This window comes from Bradyrhizobium sp. UFLA05-112 (assembly GCF_053572325.1).
Window position 1 is genome coordinate 67,421 of sequence record NZ_JBANBK010000020.1, and the last position, 21,482, is coordinate 88,902.

At 62.2% G+C, this 21,482-nt stretch carries 19 protein-coding genes; 8 read left to right on the top strand and 11 right to left on the bottom strand.

What is annotated here, in order from left to right:
- Nucleotides 1-189: 189 nt before the first annotated feature.
- From SO180_RS14455 to SO180_RS14470, 4 genes are all read right to left on the bottom strand, one after another.
- Entirely contained in the window at nucleotides 190-984 is a 795-nt protein-coding gene (locus SO180_RS14455) for an ABC transporter ATP-binding protein (protein ID WP_449379497.1), read from the bottom strand.
- A gap of 13 nt (nucleotides 985-997) precedes the next feature.
- Nucleotides 998-1,897 carry a nitrate ABC transporter permease gene (gene ntrB / locus SO180_RS14460; protein WP_449379498.1) on the bottom strand — a complete coding sequence of 300 codons (900 nt, stop codon included), beginning with the start codon at nucleotides 1,895-1,897 and terminating at the stop codon, nucleotides 998-1,000.
- A gap of 59 nt (nucleotides 1,898-1,956) precedes the next feature.
- Nucleotides 1,957-3,273 carry a CmpA/NrtA family ABC transporter substrate-binding protein gene (locus tag SO180_RS14465; RefSeq protein WP_449379499.1) on the bottom strand — a complete coding sequence of 439 codons (1,317 nt, stop codon included), beginning with the start codon at nucleotides 3,271-3,273 and terminating at the stop codon, nucleotides 1,957-1,959.
- A 345-nt stretch (nucleotides 3,274-3,618) separates the two neighbouring features.
- Nucleotides 3,619-4,536, bottom strand: coding sequence for an intradiol ring-cleavage dioxygenase (locus SO180_RS14470; protein ID WP_449379500.1), 918 nt, complete (start codon nucleotides 4,534-4,536; stop codon nucleotides 3,619-3,621).
- A 162-nt stretch (nucleotides 4,537-4,698) separates the two neighbouring features.
- On the opposite strand from SO180_RS14470, the gene SO180_RS14475 reads away from it, so the two are divergent.
- Nucleotides 4,699-5,973, top strand: a complete 1,275-nt coding sequence (locus tag SO180_RS14475) for a serine hydrolase domain-containing protein (protein WP_449379501.1) — start codon at nucleotides 4,699-4,701, stop codon at nucleotides 5,971-5,973.
- A gap of 27 nt (nucleotides 5,974-6,000) precedes the next feature.
- Here SO180_RS14475 and SO180_RS14480 read toward each other — a convergent pair whose 3' ends face one another.
- On the bottom strand, nucleotides 6,001-7,743 hold the full coding sequence (locus tag SO180_RS14480) for a SulP family inorganic anion transporter (protein WP_449379502.1): 1,743 nt from the start codon (nucleotides 7,741-7,743) through the stop codon (nucleotides 6,001-6,003).
- Nucleotides 7,744-8,099: 356 nt separating this feature from the next.
- The gene (locus SO180_RS14485; RefSeq protein WP_449379503.1) at nucleotides 8,100-8,333 is read right to left on the bottom strand and encodes a hypothetical protein; all 234 of its coding nucleotides are present in this window, start codon (nucleotides 8,331-8,333) and stop codon (nucleotides 8,100-8,102) included.
- Between the two features lie 327 nt (nucleotides 8,334-8,660).
- Here SO180_RS14485 and SO180_RS14490 point away from each other — a divergent pair, with 327 nt between their 5' ends.
- Nucleotides 8,661-10,118 carry a sensor histidine kinase gene (locus SO180_RS14490; RefSeq protein ID WP_449379543.1) on the top strand — a complete coding sequence of 486 codons (1,458 nt, stop codon included), beginning with the start codon at nucleotides 8,661-8,663 and terminating at the stop codon, nucleotides 10,116-10,118.
- 59 nt (nucleotides 10,119-10,177) lie between these two features.
- Here the strand turns inward: SO180_RS14490 and SO180_RS14495 are convergent, their stop codons facing one another.
- Together SO180_RS14495 and SO180_RS14500 are read right to left on the bottom strand one after the other, a co-directional pair.
- Entirely contained in the window at nucleotides 10,178-10,909 is a 732-nt protein-coding gene (locus SO180_RS14495) for a cytochrome c biogenesis CcdA family protein (RefSeq protein ID WP_449379504.1), read from the bottom strand.
- A gap of 206 nt (nucleotides 10,910-11,115) precedes the next feature.
- On the bottom strand, nucleotides 11,116-11,352 hold the full coding sequence (locus tag SO180_RS14500; RefSeq protein WP_449379544.1) for a hypothetical protein: 237 nt from the start codon (nucleotides 11,350-11,352) through the stop codon (nucleotides 11,116-11,118).
- 522 nt (nucleotides 11,353-11,874) lie between these two features.
- Between SO180_RS14500 and SO180_RS14505 the strand changes: the two genes are divergently transcribed.
- From SO180_RS14505 to SO180_RS14525, 5 genes are all read left to right on the top strand, one after another.
- Entirely contained in the window at nucleotides 11,875-12,918 is a 1,044-nt protein-coding gene (locus SO180_RS14505) for a LysR family transcriptional regulator (protein WP_449379505.1), read from the top strand.
- 29 nt (nucleotides 12,919-12,947) lie between these two features.
- Nucleotides 12,948-13,319: a helix-turn-helix domain-containing protein gene (locus SO180_RS14510; RefSeq protein WP_020608151.1), complete on the top strand. Its 372-nt coding sequence runs from the start codon at nucleotides 12,948-12,950 to the stop codon at nucleotides 13,317-13,319.
- A 374-nt stretch (nucleotides 13,320-13,693) separates the two neighbouring features.
- Nucleotides 13,694-15,049 carry a L,D-transpeptidase family protein gene (locus SO180_RS14515; RefSeq protein WP_449379506.1) on the top strand — a complete coding sequence of 452 codons (1,356 nt, stop codon included), beginning with the start codon at nucleotides 13,694-13,696 and terminating at the stop codon, nucleotides 15,047-15,049.
- A 241-nt stretch (nucleotides 15,050-15,290) separates the two neighbouring features.
- Nucleotides 15,291-16,109 carry an enoyl-CoA hydratase gene (locus tag SO180_RS14520; RefSeq protein ID WP_449379507.1) on the top strand — a complete coding sequence of 273 codons (819 nt, stop codon included), beginning with the start codon at nucleotides 15,291-15,293 and terminating at the stop codon, nucleotides 16,107-16,109.
- A gap of 454 nt (nucleotides 16,110-16,563) precedes the next feature.
- The gene (locus SO180_RS14525) at nucleotides 16,564-16,839 is read left to right on the top strand and encodes a hypothetical protein (protein WP_449379508.1); all 276 of its coding nucleotides are present in this window, start codon (nucleotides 16,564-16,566) and stop codon (nucleotides 16,837-16,839) included.
- Nucleotides 16,840-16,965: 126 nt separating this feature from the next.
- Here the strand turns inward: SO180_RS14525 and SO180_RS14530 are convergent, their stop codons facing one another.
- Nucleotides 16,966-17,100, bottom strand: a complete 135-nt coding sequence (locus tag SO180_RS14530; RefSeq protein ID WP_449379509.1) for a hypothetical protein — start codon at nucleotides 17,098-17,100, stop codon at nucleotides 16,966-16,968.
- 325 nt (nucleotides 17,101-17,425) lie between these two features.
- Between SO180_RS14530 and SO180_RS14535 the strand changes: the two genes are divergently transcribed.
- Entirely contained in the window at nucleotides 17,426-18,619 is a 1,194-nt protein-coding gene (locus tag SO180_RS14535) for an aspartate kinase (protein WP_449379510.1), read from the top strand.
- A 533-nt stretch (nucleotides 18,620-19,152) separates the two neighbouring features.
- On the opposite strand, the gene SO180_RS14540 is transcribed toward SO180_RS14535, so the two are convergent.
- Both SO180_RS14540 and SO180_RS14545 read right to left on the bottom strand, forming a co-directional pair.
- Entirely contained in the window at nucleotides 19,153-20,232 is a 1,080-nt protein-coding gene (locus SO180_RS14540) for an isocitrate/isopropylmalate dehydrogenase family protein (RefSeq protein ID WP_449379511.1), read from the bottom strand.
- Between the two features lie 128 nt (nucleotides 20,233-20,360).
- The gene (locus tag SO180_RS14545; protein ID WP_449379512.1) at nucleotides 20,361-21,428 is read right to left on the bottom strand and encodes an alcohol dehydrogenase; all 1,068 of its coding nucleotides are present in this window, start codon (nucleotides 21,426-21,428) and stop codon (nucleotides 20,361-20,363) included.
- Nucleotides 21,429-21,482: the final 54 nt, after the last annotated feature.

The following is a 21,482-nucleotide window of genomic DNA, read 5'->3' on the forward strand; positions in this document are numbered from 1 at the left end:
CAAATTCCATGCCAACTGCGCGCGACCGGGAAATACAGGGATTTCAGTGACTTATTTGAACGGTCCGAAATTTTCGTAGGACTTTTTCGCACGCATATTTTGCGATTCGCTCAATCCTTGTGCGGCGCACAAGGATTGAGCGGGGTGTCGATTATTTAGGCGCGGCACATCCTCGCGTTAACCACCCGTCTACGCGGCTTCGACGAAGCGATGACGCTCGTAGAGGAATTCGAGCACGCGCTGGCGGCACTTCAAGTAAGCGGCATTCGACGCAAGCTCGAGCCGCTTGCGGGGACGGGAGAGCGGCACATCCAGCACTTCGCCGATGCGCGCACTCGGCCCGTTGGTCATCATCACGATGCGGTCGGACAACAGCACGGCCTCGTCGACGTCGTGGGTGATCATCAGAATGGTGTTGCCGAGCTTCTGGTGCAGCGCCATCACCGAGTCCTGCAAATGGGCCCGGGTCAGCGCGTCGAGCGCGCCGAAGGGTTCGTCGAGCAGAAGTACCTTCGGCTCCATCGCGAGCGCGCGGGCAATGCCGACGCGCTGCTTCATGCCACCTGAGATTTCCGACGGACGCTTGTCCTTGGCATGGGCCATCTGCACGAGGTTGAGATTGTGCATCACCCAGGCCTCGCGCTCGGCCCGCGTCTTGGTTCTGGCAAATACCTTGTCGACGCCAAGCTTGACGTTCTCGAACACGGTCAGCCAGGGCAGCAGACTGTGGTTCTGGAACACTACGGCGCGATCGGGGCCGGGCGAGTTGACCTCGCGGTTCTCAAGCAGCACGCCGCCCGTCGAGGCGCCCGTCAGACCTGCTACGATATTGAGCAGGGTCGACTTGCCGCAGCCGGAGTGGCCGATGATCGAGACGTATTCGCCCTTCTCGATGGTGAGGTTGATGTCCTTCAGCACCTCGGTCGTGGCCGCACCGCGGGTAAAGATCTTGTCGATGTGATCGAGCTTCAGATAGGCGGTCATGTGCCCCTCTCCTTCAGTTCTGCGCGGTGCCGTGGGTGACGAACCTGCCGAGGCCCGCGATCAGGCGATCGAGCACGAAGCCGATGATGCCGACATAGAACAGCGCCAGGATGATCTCGCTGATATGCGAGGAGTTCCAGGCGTCCCAGATGAAGAAGCCGACGCCGACGCCGCCGATCAGCATCTCGGCCGCGACGATGGCGAGCCAGGAGAGACCGATGCCGATGCGCAGGCCGGTGAAGATGTAGGGCGCGGCCGCCGGGATCATGATCTTGCCGAAGAACTCCAGCGGATTGAGCTGCACGACGGCCGCGACGTTGCGGTAGTCCTGCGGAATGTTGCGGATGCCGACAGCGGTGTTGATGATGATCGGCCATACCGAGGTGATGAAGATGACGAAGATCGCCGAAGGCTGGCCGTCGCGGAAGGCAGCGAGCGAAAGCGGCAGCCAAGCCAGCGGCGGGATGGTGCGAAGGACCTGGAACAGTGGGTCGAGCCCGCGCATCGCCCAGACCGATTGCCCGACGAGCGTGCCGAGCGCGATTCCGACGATGGCCGCGATCGAATAGCCATAGGCGACGCGCTGGAGACTGGCGGAGAGATGCCAGAACAGGCCCTTGTCGATGCCGCCATGATCGAAGAACGGATCGAGGATCAGCTCCTTCGTATCCTTGAACACTCTTGACGGTGGTGGCAGCGTCGAGCCGGCGCGGCGGCAGATGAGCTCCCAGACAAGCATCAACAGCGCCAGCACGACGAGCGGCGGGATAACGCGGACCGCAGTCTCCTTTGCCATCCGCGCATACGTCTCGGCCAGCGGCGGTCGCTTCGGTGTCATCGCGACGACCGGCGCGGTGGCGCCAGCGGAAGGCGCAACACCTTCAGCGCCGATCTTCTTCACAGGCATGTTCATCGAAATTCTTCTCCGGCTGCAATGACAATGCGGCCGCCCATGGGCGGCCGCGGGACCTATCAGACTTCGACGCGCTTGATCGCGAGCGACTTCAGATAGGCAGCCGGGTTTTCGGGATCGAACACCTTGCCGTCGAAGAAGGTCTCCTTACCGCGCGAGGCGGAAGCCGGGATGTCGGAACTGGCCACGCCGAGCGTCTTGGCCGCGTCTTTCCAGAGGTCCTCGCGGTTGACCTTGGCGATCAGCGCCTTGGTGTCGAAGCCAGGCTCGTACTTGCCCCAGCGGATATCCTCGGTAAGGAACCACAGATCGTGGCTCTGGAACGGATAGGAGGCATTGTCCTTCCAGAAGCGCATCTGCTGCGGCGAGTTCTCGACGATGCGGCCGGTGCCGTAGTCGAACTTGCCCTTCATGCGGTCGGTGACGTCCTCGACCGGGCAATTGATCCATTGGCGCTTGGCGCAGATCGTCGCTGCTTCCTCGCGGTTCTCGGCCTTTTCCGCCCATTGCTGGGCTTCCATCACCGCCATCAGCAGCGCTTTCGTCGCTCTCGGATATTTGTCGACGAAGGCCGCGCGCATGCCGAACGACTTTTCGGGATGCTTGTCCCAGAGTTCGCCGGTGGTGATCGCGGTGTAGCCGATCTCCTGATGGATGAGCTGGAGATTCCAGGGCTCGCAAACGCAGAAGCTATCCATGGTACCGACTTTCATGTTGGCGACCATCTGCGGGGGCGGCACGACGATGGTTTCGATGTCCTTGTCGGGATCGATGCCGCCGGCGGCGAGCCAATAGCGGATCCAGAGGTCATGCGTGCCGCCGGGGAAGGTCATCGCGGCCTTCACGGCCTTGCCCGAGGCCTTCTTCTTATCCAGCGCGACCTTGAACGGCGCAGTGTCGATTCCAACCTTGATGTCGGCATATTCCTTGGCGACCGAGATGCACTGACCATTCAGATTGAGCCGTGCCAGGATGTACATCGGCGTCGGCTGATTGTTCTGCGTCACCTTGCCGGCGGAGATCAGATACGGCATCGGAGTGAGAATGTGCGCGCCGTCGATGCCGTTGCCTTCGGAGCCGAGCACCAGGTTGTCACGCGTCGTGCCCCAGGAGGCCTGCTTCTGCACCTCGACGTCGGGCATGCCGTATTTGGCGAAGATGCCTTTCTCCTTGGCAACGAACAGCGGGGTCGCATCAGTCAGCGCGATGAAGCCGAGCTTGGCGCCTTTGACCTCGGGACCTGCATCTTGCGCGAACGCACCGGCAGGGAAATTCAGCTTGGCGGCGGCGAGAAGTGCGGCGGTGCTGCCGGTCGCCTTCAACAATTGACGGCGGCTGAGGCCGCTGTCGGAGGGGCGGCGGATGCGCTTGGTCATAGGTCGTGTCGTCCTTTGCGTCGTTGCAGAAGTGGTGCGTCAGTGCACACGAGCCCGTCGTCCGGTGGCGCCGCCATTGACGCATGCGAACGCATGGCGGGAGGGACCCCCGTCTGGTGGCGTCGGCAAATTCGGATGAATAGTCTCGCGGGACGGCATCAATGGCGTCGGCACTAACTATTCAAGCTTTATGCCAAGCCAGATGCGGCGAATCTTATTTATAAATCAGCATGTTAAAGGGCCGGAACAGATTGTCGCAGCCCGCTGTTCCGCACGCGGAATTTGCGACCTGCCCGGTTTTTGCGCGCCGCATATAAACTAGGCAGGCTCTGGATGAGGCCGTTCTCAAGCGTGCTCCGCGGCCTTCACCCCGAGCGGCTTGGGAGCCAGACCGTCGCCCGGCTTGAGGTGGAATTCATAAGTCATCAGGTGCCAGGGCCCGGCCGCCTTACCGCCATCGGGCATGGCCGGATCGGTGCGCTTCTCGACCTTGGCGATCAACTCGTCCTTGACCCCAAACACCACGTCGGAGTCGAGATATTTGTCGCCACCAATGAAGACGTGAGTGATCAGGGGCTCATAGCCCTTCGCATTAACGAGGAAGTGGACGTGCGCGGGACGCATCGGGTGGCGGTTGGTCTGAACGATCATCTCGCCCACAGGGCCGTCGGTCGGGATCGGATAGCTGCAGGGCAGAATGGTGCGGAAGAAGAAGCGGCCCTCGGAATCGGTGATGAAGCGCGCCCGCGCCGAGGCGCCGATCTCATCGTAGTTCGGCTTCTGGGAATCGTAGAAGCCGTCGTCGTCGGCGTGCCAGACGTCGACCGGAACGTTTGCAAGCGGCTTGCCGCTGAGATCCGTGACACGGCTCCGCACGAACATCTTCTCGCCGGTCAGGTTATGCGGCGAGATGTCGGTGCCGTGCGCGGCCACCTTGTGTTCGCCGACATAGAAGGGACCGAGCACGGTCGTCTCTGTGGCGCCGTCGCGGTCGCGGTGGTTCACCGCATCGACCAGCATGGAGACACCGAGCACGTCGGAAAGCAGGATGAACTCCTGGCGGGTATCTGTGCACTTCTGGCCGGTGCGGGTCAGGAAGTCGATCGCATAGTCCCATTCCTCGAAGGTGAGGCCGGTCTTGCTCACGTAATCGTGCAGCGACTTCACCAATTCCTGGAGCAGGAACCTTGCACGCGGATTGGGCGTGTTGTCGAAGCTCTTGATGACGGCCTCGGTAAGCTCGGTCTCGTTGAACTGGGTCATTTCTCTTTCCCGCTGTCCGATTTTCTCGTTGTTTGGCCTGACGGCGTTCCGCTGCGAAGCCTACACCAGCCGGGCATGCGGCGTTAAGCGCGACCGGCTTGGAATGGGGTCCTCATTTCGGCTATCACCTCCTCACAAGAACACTCCGGAGGAACATTCCCGATGCTCGCCCCTACCCCTGCCTCGCCCGAATCCGTCGGCATGTCCCAGGCCGCGCTCGACCGCGTCGATGCGCATCTGAAGAACCGGTATATCGATGCCGGCCGCTTCCCGGGAACGCAGCTCCTGGTCTATCGCCGCGGCAAGATCGCCCACCGCTCGGTGCTGGGCCTCGCCGACATCGAGCGCGAAGTGCCGGTCAAGGACGACACCATCTACCGCATCTATTCCATGACCAAGCCGCTCACCAGCGTCGCCTTCATGATGCTGGTCGAGGAAGGCCTCGTCGCGATCGACGAACCCGTCGCCAAATTCATTCCGGAGTGGAAGGACCTCGGCGTGTTCGTCGCCGGCACGAACCCTGCGTTCCTGACCCGGCCGCCGTCACGACCAATGCAGATCGTCGACCTCCTGCGGCACACCTCGGGCCTGACCTACGGCTTCCAGCAGCGCTCCAATGTCGATGCGGCCTATCGCGAGCAGAAGATCGGCGAGGTCGAGAAGGCCGGCACGCTGCAGACCATGATCGAGGGGCTGACCAAGATCCCGCTGGAGTTCTCGCCTGGAGACGCCTGGAACTACTCCGTCTCCACCGACGTGATCGGCTATCTCATTGGCAAGATCTCTGGTGTTCCCTTCGAGCAATTCCTGAAACAGCGCATCCTCGACCCGCTCGGCATGACCGACACCGATTTCCACGTGCCCGCCTCCAAAGCGCATCGCTTCGCAGCCTGCTATTCCGCCGATCCGCAGGGCGGCATGACCTTCCATGCCGGCCAGCGCCGCCAGGGCCTGACCCTCCAGGACGACCCGATGACGAGCTCGTTCCTGGCGCCGCCAGATTTCATCTCCGGCGGCGGCGGTCTGTGCTCAACCGTTGCCGACTATCTCACGTTCTGCCGCGCGCTGCTCAATGGCGGCGAACTCGGCGGTGTCAGATTGATCGGGCCGAAGACGCTGGCGCTCATGACGACCAACCACATTCCGGGCGGCCGCACTCTACCCGACGTTTCCCGCTCGCTGTTCTCTGAGGCGACCTACAATGGCATCGGCTTCGGCCTCGGCTTCGCCGTGACCATGCGGCCGGCAGAGACGCTGATCGCCGGCAGTTCCGGCGAGTACAATTGGGGCGGCGCTGCGACGACCTCGTTCTGGATCGATCCGGCCGAGGAGCTGATCACGATCTTCATGACGCAGGTGCTGCCGTCGAGCGCCTACCCGATCCGGCGTGAGCTGCGTAGCATGGTCTATGCCGCGATCACCGAGAGCAATCTATAAGCCCACCACGGGACGGGCCTCGACGCTTCAACGCGGAGGCCCGTTCGTGCCAACCTCGGCCTGGTCCTCCCAGTCGTCCCACGCCACATCATTGATCTCGAGATAACGAGAAACGGCAACTCCGATCGTTGGAAAGAAGTATTTCTCGCCTAGCTGCGCGAACAAGCCAAATCGCTTCAGCTTGTCCTTCACGGGGTCCTTGAGCTCGGCAAAGCACAGCTCAATCCCCTGCGCGTGCAGCGCTTCATCGAGTTCAGCGACCACATCGCAGGCCGTGACGTCGACGCTCGTGACCGGCTCTGCCGCAACCACCAGCCAGCGCACGGGCGTCGGCGATGTTGCTACGGCATCCCGAATGCGTTCCTTGAAGAATTCGGCGTTGGCAAAGAACAGAGGCGCGTCCCACCGAAACAGGACCAGCCCTGGGATTCGGCGTGCATCCGGATATCTTGTGATGTCGTGATAGCCTTTGACGCCGTGGGCGCGACCCAATACGGCGGAATGCGGGCGCCAACCGTCCCAGAGGAACTCGGCGATGGCGATGGCGATTGCCAGCCCTATTCCTGGAATCACTCCGAGCACTGCAACACCGACAAAGCAGACGATCGCCAACCAGAACTCCCACCGCTGAATGCGATAGATTCGTTTCAGGTCGGCGACCTCGATCAAGCCGATCGCCGAGGTGATGACCACGGCAGCCAATGCAGCGCTCGGCAAATGCTGAAGAAGGTTTGGCGCCGCTAGCAAGAGCGCAGCGATGGCAAGCGCGCCAACGACGCTGGTGAGTTGGGTGCGCGCGCCGGCCGCTTCCGCAACGGGTGTACGCGAACTGCTGCTGCTGATCGAGAATCCCTGAAAAAAGCCGGTCGCCAGATTGGCGACGCCGAGGCCGACCAACTCCTGGTTGGGATCGACCCGCGTCCCCAATCGTGCGGCATAGGCCCGTGAAAGCACGCTGGTATCCGCGAATGATATCAGCGCTATCGCACACCCGCCGACCAGCACGGGGACCATGTCGCCGTAGCTGATCCAGGGAACGACAAATCCAGGCAGCCCCTGAGGAAGGGGACCCAGGACCTTCACGTCATAAGGCGCCGGGAGGCCCAGCGCGCCGACGACAACCGTCGCGCCAAGGACCGCTATCAGAATGCCTGGGAGCCGCTTGTTGTTCTTGAGAAGCAGGATCACGATCAAGGTGCCGAGCCCGATCCCGAACGCGACCCAGTTTGTCCGCCCATCGCGGATTGCGCCGACGATCGCGAGCAAACTTCTAAGGGGTCCTTCGCTCTCAATCGAGAAGCCCATGAGCTTCGGCAGCTGGCTGATCAATACGGTCAACGCGATTCCATTCATGTAACCGTAGCGTATTGGCTTGGAGAGAAGCTCGGTCACAAAGCCCAGGCGCGCGACACCCGCCAGAATGCACACCACCCCCGAAACGATCGCCATCATGCCGGCGAGCGTCGCGGCCCGCAGCGGATCACCACCGGACAACGGAGCGACAACGCCGAGGATGACCCCTGCCAGAGCAGAGTCCGGACCGAGGACGAGAATACGGCTTGGGCCGAACAACGCATAGACCAACAGCGGCACGATCGTTGCGTACAGACCATAGATCCCAGGCAACCCCGATGCCGCCGCGTAGGCAATTCCGACCGGGACCAGCATTGTCGCCAGGACGATCCCGGCGAAGATATCGTGCGGAAGCCACGCAGCCTCATATCGACGAAGAGTGTCGAGCCCCGGCAACCAGTGGATCCAATGCTTCATCGACGATCACCCCCAAGCCCGGGCGGGCTCGTTGACCGCGCTTGATGCGCTGGCCGAGATCGGCGCGGCTGGAATCCAGCGTAGGCTAATACGCCGTTGGCAGGCTGAACAGTGGCGCGGTGTCACGCGAGCGACGCAGAATGCAGTGCAAAACCGACGCGCCGTCCACCGCGCCGCCAATGCCGAGAGCAACATGCAGAATTGTACGGTCACACGAAACGGGCCTCGGCGAATTCTCGCCGCGGCCCTGACGTGGCGGCCTCAGTGCATGTGACCAATCAGATAAATGCCGCCACCGATCACGAGAACAGCGGGCACGGCCCAGAGAATGAAGACTGGTGGCATGATGACCTCCCTCAGTTCGACGTGCAGACCTTGACGGTCTTCATGCCAGCCTCGGCCTCGGTGCGCGACTTGTAGATGGTGCCGGCCGGGCCGACGACGGTCATCGACGATTCCGTCGGCTTCCTGTCGACGACGGTGCATTTCTTCGTCTTGACGTCCTGGACGACGTAGAACTCGTCGACAGCGAACGCTGGCGTGGCGAAGGCGGCGATCATCACCGCCGCGGTTGCGATTCTCAGTTTCATTGTTCCTCTCCTCCAATTGTCGAACCTGCTGGTTTCGGCAATTCGACAACGGGAAAAAATGGCAGATCGTTCCTTCGCCGATGTTCCCGAGGGATCATTGCTCGCAGCGAGCGACAGCAGCGGCGCGAAACTCACCCCGATACGGACACGGAATGCAGCGCAAAATCGCTCGACCGGGATTTTCCGGCAAACCGGAAAACCCGTGGCGCAACGCGGAGGCTGCCCGTATGCTCTTGCTTGATCCGGCGGCGTCGCGCCGGAACCAGGGCGCCCGCGTTGTCAAAGTTCACTCTGCCCGTACGGCTCGCGCTCCTCGTCATGGGGACGATGCTGCCCTTGATCGTCTTCGCCGTCGGCATCGTTTTCTATAACTACGCTCAGGACCGTAGCGACGCGAACCGCCGCGTGCTGGAAACGGTACGCAGCATCCGCCTGGTGCTCGATGCCGAGGTGCAGCGGATGACCGGGGGTTTGCAGGTGCTGGCGCTGACCAACGCGCTGCGCGGCGGTGACTTCCTGAGCTTTCGCCGCATCGTCTCGGGTTTTCTCGAGCAGTACGGCAAGGACGGCGTCGTGCTGGTCTCCGACCGCAAGGGGCATCTGTTGTTCTCGTCGGTGACGGAGGACACGGCCGGCCTGCCGCCCCGCAACAACACCGAGATCGTGGAGAAGGTCTTCGCAACCAAGCTGCCGCAATATTCCGACCTGTTCCTCAGCGCGATCAAGCAGCGCCAGGTCGTGACCGTCGAGGTCCCCGTGTTGCGCGATGGCGAAGTGATCTACGCCCTCACCTTCAGCCCACCGCTCGATATCTTCCAGACGCTGGTCGAAAAGCAACGGCCCGATGAGCACTGGACGGTATCGCTGCTGGACAGCAAGGGCATCGTATTCGCACGCGCGCCCAACCCGGGCGACACGTTCGGCAAGCGCGCCACGTCCTCGCTCTATGACGAGATGTTCCGCAAGGGCGAGGCGTCCTTGTCCGCGGTCTCGCTCGACAATATTCCGCTCAGTGCTGCCTATACGCGGTCGCGGATGACAGGCTGGACGGTTGCTGCCGGCGTCGCCGAGAGCTCGCTGGTCGCGCCGCTCTGGCGCAACATCGCGATCACGAGCCTGATCGGCGGCGTGCTCCTCCTGACCGGGCTTGCCTTCGCCTTGCGGATGGCCGCCACCATCGCGCGCGGCGAGATGCTGCACGATCTGCTGATCGAAGAGCTCAACCATCGCGTCAAGAATACCCTCGCCTTGATGCAGGCGATCGCTGTGCAGTCGTTCCGCAGCGCAAGCCGCGACGAGCGCACCAAGTTCGAGGGGCGCCTCGGCGCGCTCGCGGAAGCGCACAATCTGCTCAGCCAGGAGAAGTGGCAGGGCTCGGACCTGAAGGACGTCGTTGCCCGCGCACTGGACCCGTTCCTGCTGAGCAATCCAGACCGGATCCGGATGAACGGACCAGCGGTGCCGCTGTCGCCGCGCCTCGCCGTCGTGCTGTCGATGATCGTGCATGAGATGGCAACCAACGCCGCCAAATACGGCGCGCTATCCAACGAGACCGGGATGGTGACACTGGACTGGGAGGTCACCGCGGCTGCGCCCAAGCCGCGGCTGCGGCTGATCTGGACCGAGAGCGGCGGACCGCCGGTGACCGCGCCTGTGCAACGTGGCTTCGGCTCCCGCCTGATCGAGCGCAGCGCGCGCGATCAGCTCGGCGGCGAAGCGACCGTGGATTTCCTGCCACCCGGCGTCGTCTACACAATCACCTGCGCGCTGGACGAGCCGCGGTAGCGAATGGGCCTGCTTTGCATCCGATATTCTTGTTGTCCGGCCTCAGGCCTTGACCGGTCCTAACCGATCGACTGGAGCACCGGAAAGGTCTCGAGCAGCCAGATGCTGATGTTGCTGATCGCGCCTGTGAGAAAGAAAACGCCGGTGATCACCATGAGCACGCCCATGGCCCGCTCGACATTGACGAGGTGGCCCTTCATGCGCGCGAACAGCGCCGAGAACTGCTCGATCAGGAGCGCTGCGATCAGGAAGGGAATGCCGAGCCCGGCGGAATAGACCGCGAGCAGGCCAGCCCCCTTGGTCACCGTCGCCTCCGCCGCGGCGATCGAGAGGATGGCCGCGAGGATCGGCCCGATGCACGGCGTCCAGCCGAAGGCGAAGGCGAGCCCCATGACGTAGGCGCCCCACAGACCGACCGGCTTGGGGATCGGTAGCCGCCCTTCCCGCATCAACAGGTTGATGCGCGTCAAACCGAGGAAGTGCAGGCCCATCACGATGATGACGACGCCGGCGAGGATCGAGAGCTCGGCCGACCAGGCGCGGATCACGCTGCCGATCAGCGAGGCGCTGGCACCCAGCGCAATGAAGATGGTCGAGAAGCCAAGCACGAACAGCAGCGCCGACATCATGACCGCGCGCCTGGAGGCGGACGGCCGCTCGTCGCTCTCGACGTGCTCGATCGTGGCACCGGTCAGATAGATCAGATAGGGCGGAACCAGGGGCAGGACGCAGGGCGAGAGGAAGCTGACGAGGCCGGCAAGCAGCGCCGCCGTGATAGAAACATTTTGCATGATGCAGTCGGGGCCATCTCAAGGCCCGCACCGTGCGCACGGGGAGCGCGCCGGAATTTGGGCCTAACTGGCCCTTGGTGTAGCCGATGCAGGGCAATGCGCAACAGAGGCGCTGGAAACCAGGGCTCCTCCCGATGCCGCCTGTGATCACAGATGCGGCATCGGGACGCTCACAAATCTCGCGGATGCGAGAGAGGGCGGCGCGGTTATTTCACCACGCGGAGCAGCGGACGCCGGGGCTGGTCCTGCGTCTGCTTGGAACGGGAGGCGGATTCGCTGGCAGCGCCCCGCAGCATTTCGTCGCACAACGCCCGAAGCTCGGCATTGTCGACGCCTTTGAGTTTCATGCGCAGATCGAGGATGGCGATCGAGAGCAACTCGACCGTCTCGCGGACCTGGTTCTCACCGAGAACCCGACGGCACTCCTCGAGCGTTTCGAGCACCGACTGCAATTGTTCATCTGAATGCGACACCGGAGTTCTTTCGTTAGGTCAACCTGTGAGAATGAATGGCAACGATCCCCGCGGCCCGTAGTTGCGCGCGAAGATAGCACGACGAATCCAAGCCTTCGAACACGATTTCAGCGCGTCCAGGCTCGAAAATCGCAGTTCCATTGCAAGAAAAGCGTTGCGTGATCGCCCGAGCACGGCGCGTCAGCATGATTGATTTTGTCGGCAATGATGATTCCGCAGTAGCCAGCCGGAAGATGGGCGCGAAGCCGGACCTGCGACCCGCGCCCTCCGATTTCGGAGAGCCCGATATCCGCGCAGTGCTCTCAAGGCTCGCAACTGAACGCACGCGATACCCCTCATCCGGACGATCGACCGTCCGATTCCCAGTCCCTGGCGCACTCTAATACCACCCACGACGCGGTAAGTATGGCCTCAAAACTAGCCACCCCCGCAACCCGCCGTGGTTGTGGTTTGCCCAAGATTCTGCCAGTTTAGCCAGCTGAAAGGACTTGTATGCACCTCACGGCGGAAAGGGGCGTTCCTCTGGAAGAACGCCAAAAAGCACTCCTCGGCGGCCTCTCGGATTGGGACGCGGCCAGGATATTCCTTGAGGTCGTGCGCTGTGGCAGCTTCCGCTCCGCTGCTGAGCGCCTTTCGCTCTCCATTAATGCCGTCCGTCGGAAGATCGACGATTTCGAGCGCCAGATCGGCGCCACCCTGTTCACCCGGGACGTGCATGGCACCCGGTTGACGGATGAAGGAGCGATGGTGGTCTCGGCCGTGGAGCGGATGGAGGCCGCGACCTTCGACGTGCTGCGCGCCAGCGATACGCTCGCCGGCACGTCCGGCGAGGTGCGGGTCGCCGTCACCGAGGGACTCGGCACTTTCTGGCTGGCGCCGCGGCTGGTCGAATTCCAGCAGAGCTATCCGAAAATCCTTGTCGACCTGCACTGCGCGATGCGCTCTGCCGATGTCTCCCGGCACGAGGCCGACGTCGCCATCCATCTGTCGCGTCCCTCAGCGCTCGACATCAAGCTGGTGCGGCTCGGCCGCATGCATCTGATGTTCTGGGCGGCCGAAAGATACATTGAGAAACATGGCGCGCCGCTTACAGCTCACGAATTGGTCAAGCACCGCCTGGTGCTGCAATTCGCCGACCAGATCGCCGCCAAGGAAACGTTCGAGAGCTTCTTCCCGGGCGTTGCGGAGCGTGACCTTCTGGTCATGAAGACCAACGTCTCAAGCGCCAACTACTGGGCTGTCGCGAACGGCGCCGGAATCGGCGTATTCCCGAGCTATGCCATCGCGCTTGGCGGGAAGTTGATGCCACTGGAGGTCGCGTTGAACCGACCGCTGGATATCTGGTTGTCCTACCATCCCGGTAGCGGCCGGATTCCAAGGGTGCGGCACATGATTGACTGGCTGATCGAAGCCTTCAATCCGGCTCGCTTCCCGTGGTTCAAGGATGAATTCGTGCATCCGCGCGAATTCAAGGAAGTGTACATGGGCGAACCCCTGACCCAACTCTTCGGGGGATTTTCAACCGAAGAACGGTGAGAAAAAGTATGAAAACAGCGGCGAAGAGAATGAAGCAGCGCAGTGCCGGCAAGCCGGACATTGAGCTTGGCAAACGGATCAGATTGCGGCGGGTCGAGATGAAAATCTCGCAGGCTGAGCTTGGCGAGAAGCTGGGCGTCAGCTTCCAGCAGGTCCAGAAGTACGAAAAGGGCGTCAATCGTGTCGGCGCGGCCCGTCTGCAGCAGATCGCTTCGGCGCTCGACGTGCCCGTGACCTTCTTCTACGACGGCGACAACAAGGCTCGCGAAGTCGAGAGCCTGCTTTTCCTGGACAGCGCCTTCAGCCTCCGGCTGCTGCGCGCCTACAGCAAGATCAAGGACCAGACGGTACAGCGTCAGCTCGTTTCGCTGATGGAATCGATCGCGGCCAACGAAAGCTGAGCGATCGACGGCCGGGCAGTCGGCCGTCCATCGGATTCGATGTTCGATCCGCCGCGTCGCGGGGGCGCGGCTGGATTGGACGGGACTTCGCCGCGCGCCTGACGCGCGGCTTTTGCTTTTTTGGGCCTCCCTCGGACGGGCCCTACGGATCTTCGTCACTTTCCGTCACTTTTCACGAACCGATCCGGGCCGTCGAACGACCAAATCGAGGGCGGATGGGCCGGGAAGCCTGCGTTTAATCCGACAGCAAGGCCCATGCCCTAGCCTGCCGCCGCCTCGCGAATCGCCGAAAGCCGCGCCCGCGGCACTGCTGCAAGAAGACCATCATGCGAGCGCCCGCCCGGGCCTCGTTTTTCCAAGGGAAGATCAGAAACATGTTGAAGCGCCAAGCCATCGTCGTTGCGGTTGGCCTGCTCGCGAGCGCCTCGGCCCTTGCGCAAACCGAAACCACCGGCCAGCCCGGCCCCGCCAAGCCTGCCACCGCAGCGCCGGCCGGCACGACGCCCGCGACGGCCAATCCGGCCCACACGGCAGCGTCGAAGCCAGCTACAACACCTGCCTCGACGGCGGAGTCACGCTCGGCCGCCGCGCTTGCGCTGTCGCATGAGCCGACCTTCGACGAAGGCTCGGCCCAGCGGATCAAGGACGCCGCACTGAGCTACTCCGACCTCGCCGTGCGCGGCGGCTGGCCCACACTCCCTGCGGACGCGAAATTCGCGGCTGGCACGCAGGGACCCAATGACGAGTTGCTGCGCAAGCGCCTGATCGCCTCCGGCGATCTCGCCGGCGACAAGGCAAGCGGCGCCTTCGACGAGACGCTGGCCGAAGCCGTCAAGCGCTTCCAGGCACGCCATGGTCTCGCCCCGACTGGAACGGTGACGCCGCGCACGATCGCTGCAATGAACGTCCCGGTGCAAAAGCGCATCCGGCAGCTCGAGGCCTCGCTGGAGCGGCTCCAGAACACCAACTTCGGCTTCGGGCAACGCTACGTCGTGGTCAACATCCCCGCGGCCTTTGCCGAGGCCGTCGAGAACGACGTCGTGGTGCGGCGCTATCGCGTGATCGTCGGAAAGACAGAGAAGCCGTCGCCGACACTGACGGCCGAGATCACCGGCGTCGTGCTCAACCCGACCTGGACCGTGCCATCCTCGATCGCCAAGACCGAAATCTCCGCGCATATGCGCAAGGATCCGACCTATTTGTCGCGCATGCACATGGAAGTGCTCGACGGCCACGACAATCCGATCGATCCGCATTCGGTCGACTGGTCGGGCACGCACACGCCGAACTTCACCGTGCGCCAGCAGAACGGCACGTTCAATGCGCTAGGCGCGGTCAAGATCGACATGCCGAACTCCTATTCGGTCTACATGCACGACACCAACCAGCGCAATCTGTTCAGTGACGACTACCGCTTCGATTCCCACGGCTGCTCGCGCGTCGACAATGTCCGCGATCTCGCGGCCTGGCTGCTGAAGGACCAGCCGAAGTGGAATCGCGCCGCGATCGACGCGGAAATTGCCACTGGACAGCATCTCGAGGTCGCCATGGCGAAGAAGGTCCCGGTGGCCTGGATCTATCTGACGGCGTGGATGACCAAGGACCAGACCATCCAGTTCCGCAACGACGTCTACAACCAGGACGAACAGCTCCTGGAGGCCACGGCCGAGGAGACCGCGTTCTTCAGCAATGCCGCCAATCATCCGCTGACCGCGCATATGGCGCAGTAGGCGCCGCACGGCCGCTCAACCAAAATCCGCAAAACAACCCCATGCAAAGTAGCGAGACGGTCGACGATTGATTACTGATTTAGCGAAATTCCCTTGACGCGTCGGGCAAATCAGGGGTAATAGTCGATCATCGCGCAACCTCAAAAAGACAACCGTGGTCCGCTCAGGAATGGGCGCGCCACGGTTGACCTCGCCGCAGCGCCTGCCGCACATTGCCATCCCCAACGCGAGCAGGTGCGCGATGCCAGACGTCTTCCAGACGGACACTTCCTTCGCCGACGGCAAGATCCTCAAATCGTCCGCCGACGGCGTCGGCGTGGTCACCTTCAACAATCCCGACAAGCGCAATGCGATGTCGCTGGAGATGTGGGAGGGATTTGGCCAGGCGCTGACGAGCTTGCGCGACGACGAGGCGGTGCGCATGGTGATCCTGCGCGGCGCCGGCGGCAAGGCTTTCGTATCGGGAGCCGATATCAGCCAGTTCGAGGAGCAGCGCCACAACGCGGCCGCCTCCGAGGACTACGCCAAGCGCAGCGCCGCGCAACGGGCGTTGCTCGCCGGCTACCCCAAGCCGACGATCGCCTGCATCCAGGGATTCTGCCTCGGCGGCGGCATGCAGGTCGCAATGCTCGCCGATATCCGCATCGCCGCGGCAAGCAGCCAGTTCGGAATCCCCGCGGCAAGGCTCGGCATCGCCTATGGCTATGACGGCTTGCGCCACCTCGTCTCGCTGGTCGGTCCGTCCTGGGCGCGACTGCTGATGTACACGGGCATGCGGATCGACGCGGCGGAAGCGCTGCGGATCGGGCTCGTGGAGCGCGTGATCCCCGACGATGAGCTCTGGGGCGAGACCATGGCGATCGCCAAGACGATTTCCGAGAATGCGCCGCTCGCAATCAAGGCCGCCAAGGTCACTATCGCAGAGGTGCTGAAGGACGAAAGTCAGCGCGACATGGACGCGATCAAGCAGGTCGGTACCGCCTGCATGGACAGCGAAGATTTTCGCGAGGGCCGCCGGGCCTTCATGGAAAAGCGCAAGCCGCAGTTCCGGGGGCGGTGACGACTGCCTCTTTGATCGGATTGAGCCGCCGCTAGCGCAGGGCGAATTGGACTCGCGCTCGCTCTACATCCTCCGTCGTTGCGAGCACAGCGAAGCATCCAGTCTGATTTCGCGGGAAGATTCTGGATTGCTTCGCTGCGCTCGCAACAGCAATGACGTCGTGGATACCAGTGAGCGTCACAATCACGGCGTCATCGCCCGACTCGATCGGGCGATCCAGTACGCCGCAGCAGTGTGATGATTCTCGACGTCTCTGGAATACTCGATTCCCCGCATTCGCGGGGAATGACCGCGCGCGTATGAGACGTAGGGCTAAGTCTAGCCGCAATTTGGAACCGCTCGCACATCAGAGTGAACCGATATTCAGGAAGATTAAATTCCTGTCGAGCCCGCTCGCATATTGCAACCAACTGATGGCACGACGGTTCTCTCGGCACCAACGAGGGAGATTGTGATGAAACTCAGGTTTGCTGTACTTGGCCTGGCGGCCATGGGCGGTGTCGCGCTCGCGTCAGGGCAGGCTCTGGCGGCAATGCCAAACGGCATTCCGCAGGCCGATCGTATCGCCAGCGGCCCGGCCGCCAATGTCGATCAGGTGCGCATGGTGTGTAACGCCTGGGGTCGCTGTTGGTGGCGCCCGAACTATTATCACGCCTACGGCTTTTATGGTCCGCGCCGCTTCGGACCTCGCCCATGGGGCTGGGGTCACCGTCACTGGCGCCGCTGGTGAATGATGAAGGGGCCAATGGCCCCTTTTTCTTGTCAAAGCGCCCTGATTAGGACGATTAGAGCGGAGCCTGGCCTAATCGAAGCGAGTTGGACGGAGGCCAGGTCGACAATCTCCTGAAAGCTCACATCAGTTCATCTTCTTGCGGAGCCTTTCCGCGATCTGACGTTGCGATTCAGCGTATTCTTCCACGATCTTTCGCGCTACTTCCGTGAGCTCTGTATTCTCTTGCTCGCTCGGCGGCTTCTTGTCGTCATCATCCATTGGCACTCCTCCTCGCCGCCGTAACGGCACAGGAAGAAAGTCGTTCCTATTGGGCACGAGAGGGATCAGATGCCGCCGTCATGAACGTTCTCCATGTTGCCCCGGGGGCCGACGCAGGAAGACGGTTGCGTTTGATCCAACTCTTGAAATTAATCGCAGGCGATGCGGCGCCTGTGCGCCCGCAGCAGTCCAGCGGCCTATCCGAACCGCGCATTTGACTACGTCGCCCCGGAGCAGTGCTCTCCTGCCAATCGGGATGTGCTATGATCCGGTGAGGGCCTAGGGGACCCGTCGGCATCCTGCTTCGTCATTGTGTGCAACCGGCATGCTCAACAATCCCATCATCGTGCAAAAATTCGGCGGCGTTTGTCTTGAAACACCGGCAAAGATCCGTGCGGTTGCAGGTAGTTTGGCCGATTTGCGCAGCCGTGGTTATCGCGTCGTGGCGATCGTTTCAGCGATGGGTAAGGCCACCGACGACTTGATCAGGATGGCTTATCAGGTAAGCCCGCATCCCAACCGCCGTGAACTGGATATGTTGCTAACGACCGGCGAGCGCATCAGCATGTCCTTAATGAGCATGGCACTGTCCGACCTCGGCGTGCCGGCCATTAGCTTCACCGGCAGTCAGGCCGGAGTGATGACCGACGAATCCCATTCCTCCGCGCGCATTTTAGATGTGCGGCCCAATCGCGTGCTCGAGGAACTCGGTCGCGGACGTATCGTGGTTCTGGCGGGCTTTCAGGGCGTGAATCCGGTGACAAAAGAGATCACCACGCTAGGTCGCGGCGGCAGTGACACCACTGCGGTCGCCATGGCCGCGGCGCTAAAGGCCGAGTGTTGCGAAATTATCAAGGAGGTCGATGGAGTTTGCTCAGCCGATCCACGCATCGTGCCGAATGCAGCGCCATTGCGTCAGCTGGATTTCGGGTGTCTATCCGAAATGTGCTTTTGGGGCGCCAAAGTTCTGCATTTTCGTAGCGTAGAGCTGGCACAAAGCCAAAACGTGGTATTGAGTCTGAAAAAATGGGGCGGCGCCGAATACAGCACGCAAGTGATCAAAGAGGTTGTCGGAATGGAAACGGGAAAAGCCCTGGCAGTCAACTCGATGGCACGCATCGAACATGTAGAGATCGACTCGATGGATCTCAATCAGGGCTTTGAGAAATTCGCCCAACATCTCAAAGAACACGACTTGTCTTGGCCACAACTCCTCGCCTCGGCTTTCGCCGCCGGAAAAACGCGCATTATGCTGTCTAGCGATTCGGAATCGCTCGACACTTTGCTGCGCACGCTCGAGCAGAGCAACGAATTACGTAAACATCGTGAGACCTTAAGCTCGGTGAGCCTCACTTGCTTCGGCGCCGTTTCTTCAGCTTTGCCATTCAAGGCGATTCAGATTCTGCAACAGCACGGAATCATCGTCGACAAGTATGTTCTTTCCCCCCATTCGGTAAATTTGTTCGTTCCTGTGGAGAGCCGGGAGGCCGCAGTCAAGGCTTTGCATTCGCTGATCTAAACAAGCGTCCGCGATGCCACCACTGAGACAGCCCTACGCACATCGCCGAAGGAGGCTTCCCTACGAAGGTGCCCACATCACCGGGCCCCACGGCTGAGCGTCCGCCCAGGCCTTCGCGTCGTCAAGAGTGAGACCTTCTCCGCCGCCCGGTCGGCAACTATAGTCGCAGCCATCCGAAGTTTTCGGGATGGGGGCATTCTCGTCCAATCGATCGTCTTCATCGTATCGCGAAGATGCAAAGCGGGCTGGCTTGGCAACAATTTCTATTCGTCGCGGGACTGCCCCATCATAGAGCCAAGTCCCTGTCGCGACTACTTTGTACGCCTCATCGACCATGTTACGCTCGGAGGAGAACTAGGACATGGACACAATAGAACTTGATGCTCAATTAGGACACATGAAACTTGCGGCCCATCCTTCGAGACGCCCGCTTCGCGGGCTCCTCAGGATGAGGTCTTGTTTCGCGGCGAGTTTAGACCCTCATGGTGAGGAGCCCGCCAAAGCGGGCGTCTCGAACCATGAAGGCCGAGCACTCACAACGCCGCAAGCACCGCTTTCGCGATGGCGGCGGTACCGTTATTGCCGCCGAACTCGATCGGCTTGATGCCGCTCGCATAGACCTTGTCGACCGCGCGCTCGATCTGTTCGCCGGCCTCCGTGGCGCTTTCCAAACCGTGCTTGTCGGCGAGCCAGTCGAGCATCATCGCCGCCGACAGGATCATGCCCGTGGGATTGGCCTTGCCCTGCCCCATGATGTCCGGCGCTGTGCCGTGGCAGGGCTGGAATACGGCATACTTGTCGCCGATGTCGGCCGACGGCGCCATTCCCATGCCGCCGATCAGGCCGGCGGTGAGGTCGGAGAGGATGTCGCCGAACATGTTCTCCATCACCATGACGTCGAAATCCCAGGGTCGCTTCACCAGCATCGCCGAGCAGGCATCGACATAGAGGCGGTCCGCCTTCACTGCGGGGTGGCGCTTGGCCGCCTCGTCGAACATGTCGCGGAAGAAGGCAAACGCCTTGAACACGTTCGCCTTGTCGACGCACGTCAGCCCGCCCGGCTTGCCCCGCGCCTTGCGTCGTTCGGCGAGCCGGAAGGAGAATTCGAACAGACGCTCTGACGTCTTGCGCGTGATGACCAGCGTCTCGCGTGCGTCCTCATGCGTGACGATGCCCTTTCCCATCGACGCAAACAGACCCTCGGTGGACTCACGGATGACGACGAGATCGATGCCGCGCGCATCTGCGCCGACAATCGGGCTCGGCACGCCCGGGATGAGGCGCGCCGGCCGCACGCCGGCATAGAGATCGAAGTGAAAGCGCAACTCGACCTGCGGCATGATCTCGGTGTTATCGGGATAGCGCACCGACGGCAGGCCGCAGGCCCCGAGCAGGATGGCGTCCGCCTCCTCGCACAGCCGGACCGTCGAATCCGGCATCGACTTGCCGGTGGCGAGATAATTGTTGGCGCCGGCCGGCGCCTCGGTCAAGCGGAAGCCGAGCCCTGCCTTCTCGCCGACCTTGCGCAGCACCTCCAGGGCCGGCGCCATGACTTCGGGACCGATGCCGTCACCGGCGAGCACGGCAATGTGGAAGGCGTTGTTTGCGGACATGGGACGTTCCTACTCTCTCATCGTCATGCCCGGGCTTGTCCCGGGCATCCACGTTTCTATGCCGTTTCCTTGGCCGGACGTGGATGGCCAGGTCAAGCCCGGCCATGACGAGCAACAAACAGCGGGCGTCAAGGCGTCAGCACCGTGCGTCCAACCACCGCACCCTGCTGCAATTGCACGAGCGCGTCGTTGGCCTTGTCGAGCGGCAATGGCGTCACCGGGATCGGCGGCACTTTCCTTGACCGAACAAGGTCGAGCAATTCCTGCGTCTCGCGCAAATTGCCGACATAGCTGCCCTGGATCGTCACCGCCTTGATCGGGATCAGCGGCAGCGCCCAGGTGGCGCCGCCGCCGAACAGGCCGACGATGACGAGCTTGCCGCCCTTGGTCAGGCAGTCGAAGCCGAGCTGCGTAGTGGCGGCGTTGCCGACGAGATCGATCACCGCCCGGATCGGGCCGCCAGCCTTCCTGGCGAGCTGCTCCAACGCGTCCGGCGCCTTGGGATCGACGGTGGCGAGCGCGCCGACCTTCTCGGCCGCCTCGCGCTTCTTCGCATCGATATCGACCATGATCGCGCCCTTGCCGCCCATCGCCTTGAGCAGCGACAGCGCCATCAGGCCGAGGCCGCCGGCGCCGAACATCACGATCGGCGTGTCGAAATACTGCTCGACCTTCTTCAGCGCGCTGTAGGTGGTAACGCCCGAGCAGGCGTAGGGCGCGGTGGTCGCTGGATCGAGTCCCCTGAGATCGAGAAGGTAACGCGGATGCGGAACCAGCATGTGATCGGCATAGCCGCCGTCGCAATAGACGCCGATCGAGCGCGGCGTCAGGCACATGTTCTCGTCACCGGAAAGACACGCCGCGCATTTGCCGCAGCCGATCCAGGGATAGACGAGACCAACATCGCCCTTGTTCAGGTCCCCCTGATCTGACGGCTTCACGTCGGGACCAAAGGCCAGGATCTCTCCGACGGTCTCATGGCCCATCGTCAAGGGCAGCGCGATGCCGCGGTCCTTCAACGACAACGGCTTGCGGCCATGACCGAGATCATAGCCGCCTTCCCAGATGTGCAGGTCGCTATGGCAGACGCCGGCCGCCTTTACCTTGATCAGCACCTGCGTGCCCGAGGGCTGCGGCGTCGGCTCATCGAATTCCTTCAACGGCGCTTTGAAATCGGCGACCTTGAAGCTCTTCATGGCGTATCTCCCGCCCACTTCTTGTTTCGAGCGTCACCATGCCATGTCCGGCGT

Excerpts from the sequence above, each read along its gene's own strand:
- SO180_RS14455 (WP_449379497.1), bottom strand. The coding sequence starts at position 984 with ATGACCGCCTATCTGAAGCTCGATCACATCGACAAGATCTTTACCCGC.
- ntrB (WP_449379498.1), bottom strand. The coding sequence starts at position 1,897 with ATGAACATGCCTGTGAAGAAGATCGGCGCTGAAGGTGTTGCGCCTTCC.
- SO180_RS14465 (WP_449379499.1), bottom strand. The coding sequence starts at position 3,273 with ATGACCAAGCGCATCCGCCGCCCCTCCGACAGCGGCCTCAGCCGCCGT.
- SO180_RS14470 (WP_449379500.1), bottom strand. The coding sequence starts at position 4,536 with ATGACCCAGTTCAACGAGACCGAGCTTACCGAGGCCGTCATCAAGAGC.
- SO180_RS14475 (WP_449379501.1), top strand. The coding sequence starts at position 4,699 with ATGCTCGCCCCTACCCCTGCCTCGCCCGAATCCGTCGGCATGTCCCAG.
- SO180_RS14480 (WP_449379502.1), bottom strand. The coding sequence starts at position 7,743 with ATGAAGCATTGGATCCACTGGTTGCCGGGGCTCGACACTCTTCGTCGA.
- SO180_RS14485 (WP_449379503.1), bottom strand. The coding sequence starts at position 8,333 with ATGAAACTGAGAATCGCAACCGCGGCGGTGATGATCGCCGCCTTCGCC.
- SO180_RS14490 (WP_449379543.1), top strand. The coding sequence starts at position 8,661 with ATGCTGCCCTTGATCGTCTTCGCCGTCGGCATCGTTTTCTATAACTAC.
- SO180_RS14495 (WP_449379504.1), bottom strand. The coding sequence starts at position 10,909 with ATGCAAAATGTTTCTATCACGGCGGCGCTGCTTGCCGGCCTCGTCAGC.
- SO180_RS14505 (WP_449379505.1), top strand. The coding sequence starts at position 11,875 with ATGCACCTCACGGCGGAAAGGGGCGTTCCTCTGGAAGAACGCCAAAAA.
- SO180_RS14510 (WP_020608151.1), top strand. The coding sequence starts at position 12,948 with ATGAAGCAGCGCAGTGCCGGCAAGCCGGACATTGAGCTTGGCAAACGG.
- SO180_RS14515 (WP_449379506.1), top strand. The coding sequence starts at position 13,694 with ATGTTGAAGCGCCAAGCCATCGTCGTTGCGGTTGGCCTGCTCGCGAGC.
- SO180_RS14520 (WP_449379507.1), top strand. The coding sequence starts at position 15,291 with ATGCCAGACGTCTTCCAGACGGACACTTCCTTCGCCGACGGCAAGATC.
- SO180_RS14525 (WP_449379508.1), top strand. The coding sequence starts at position 16,564 with ATGAAACTCAGGTTTGCTGTACTTGGCCTGGCGGCCATGGGCGGTGTC.
- SO180_RS14530 (WP_449379509.1), bottom strand. The coding sequence starts at position 17,100 with ATGGATGATGACGACAAGAAGCCGCCGAGCGAGCAAGAGAATACAGAG.
- SO180_RS14535 (WP_449379510.1), top strand. The coding sequence starts at position 17,426 with ATGCTCAACAATCCCATCATCGTGCAAAAATTCGGCGGCGTTTGTCTT.
- SO180_RS14540 (WP_449379511.1), bottom strand. The coding sequence starts at position 20,232 with ATGTCCGCAAACAACGCCTTCCACATTGCCGTGCTCGCCGGTGACGGC.
- SO180_RS14545 (WP_449379512.1), bottom strand. The coding sequence starts at position 21,428 with ATGAAGAGCTTCAAGGTCGCCGATTTCAAAGCGCCGTTGAAGGAATTC.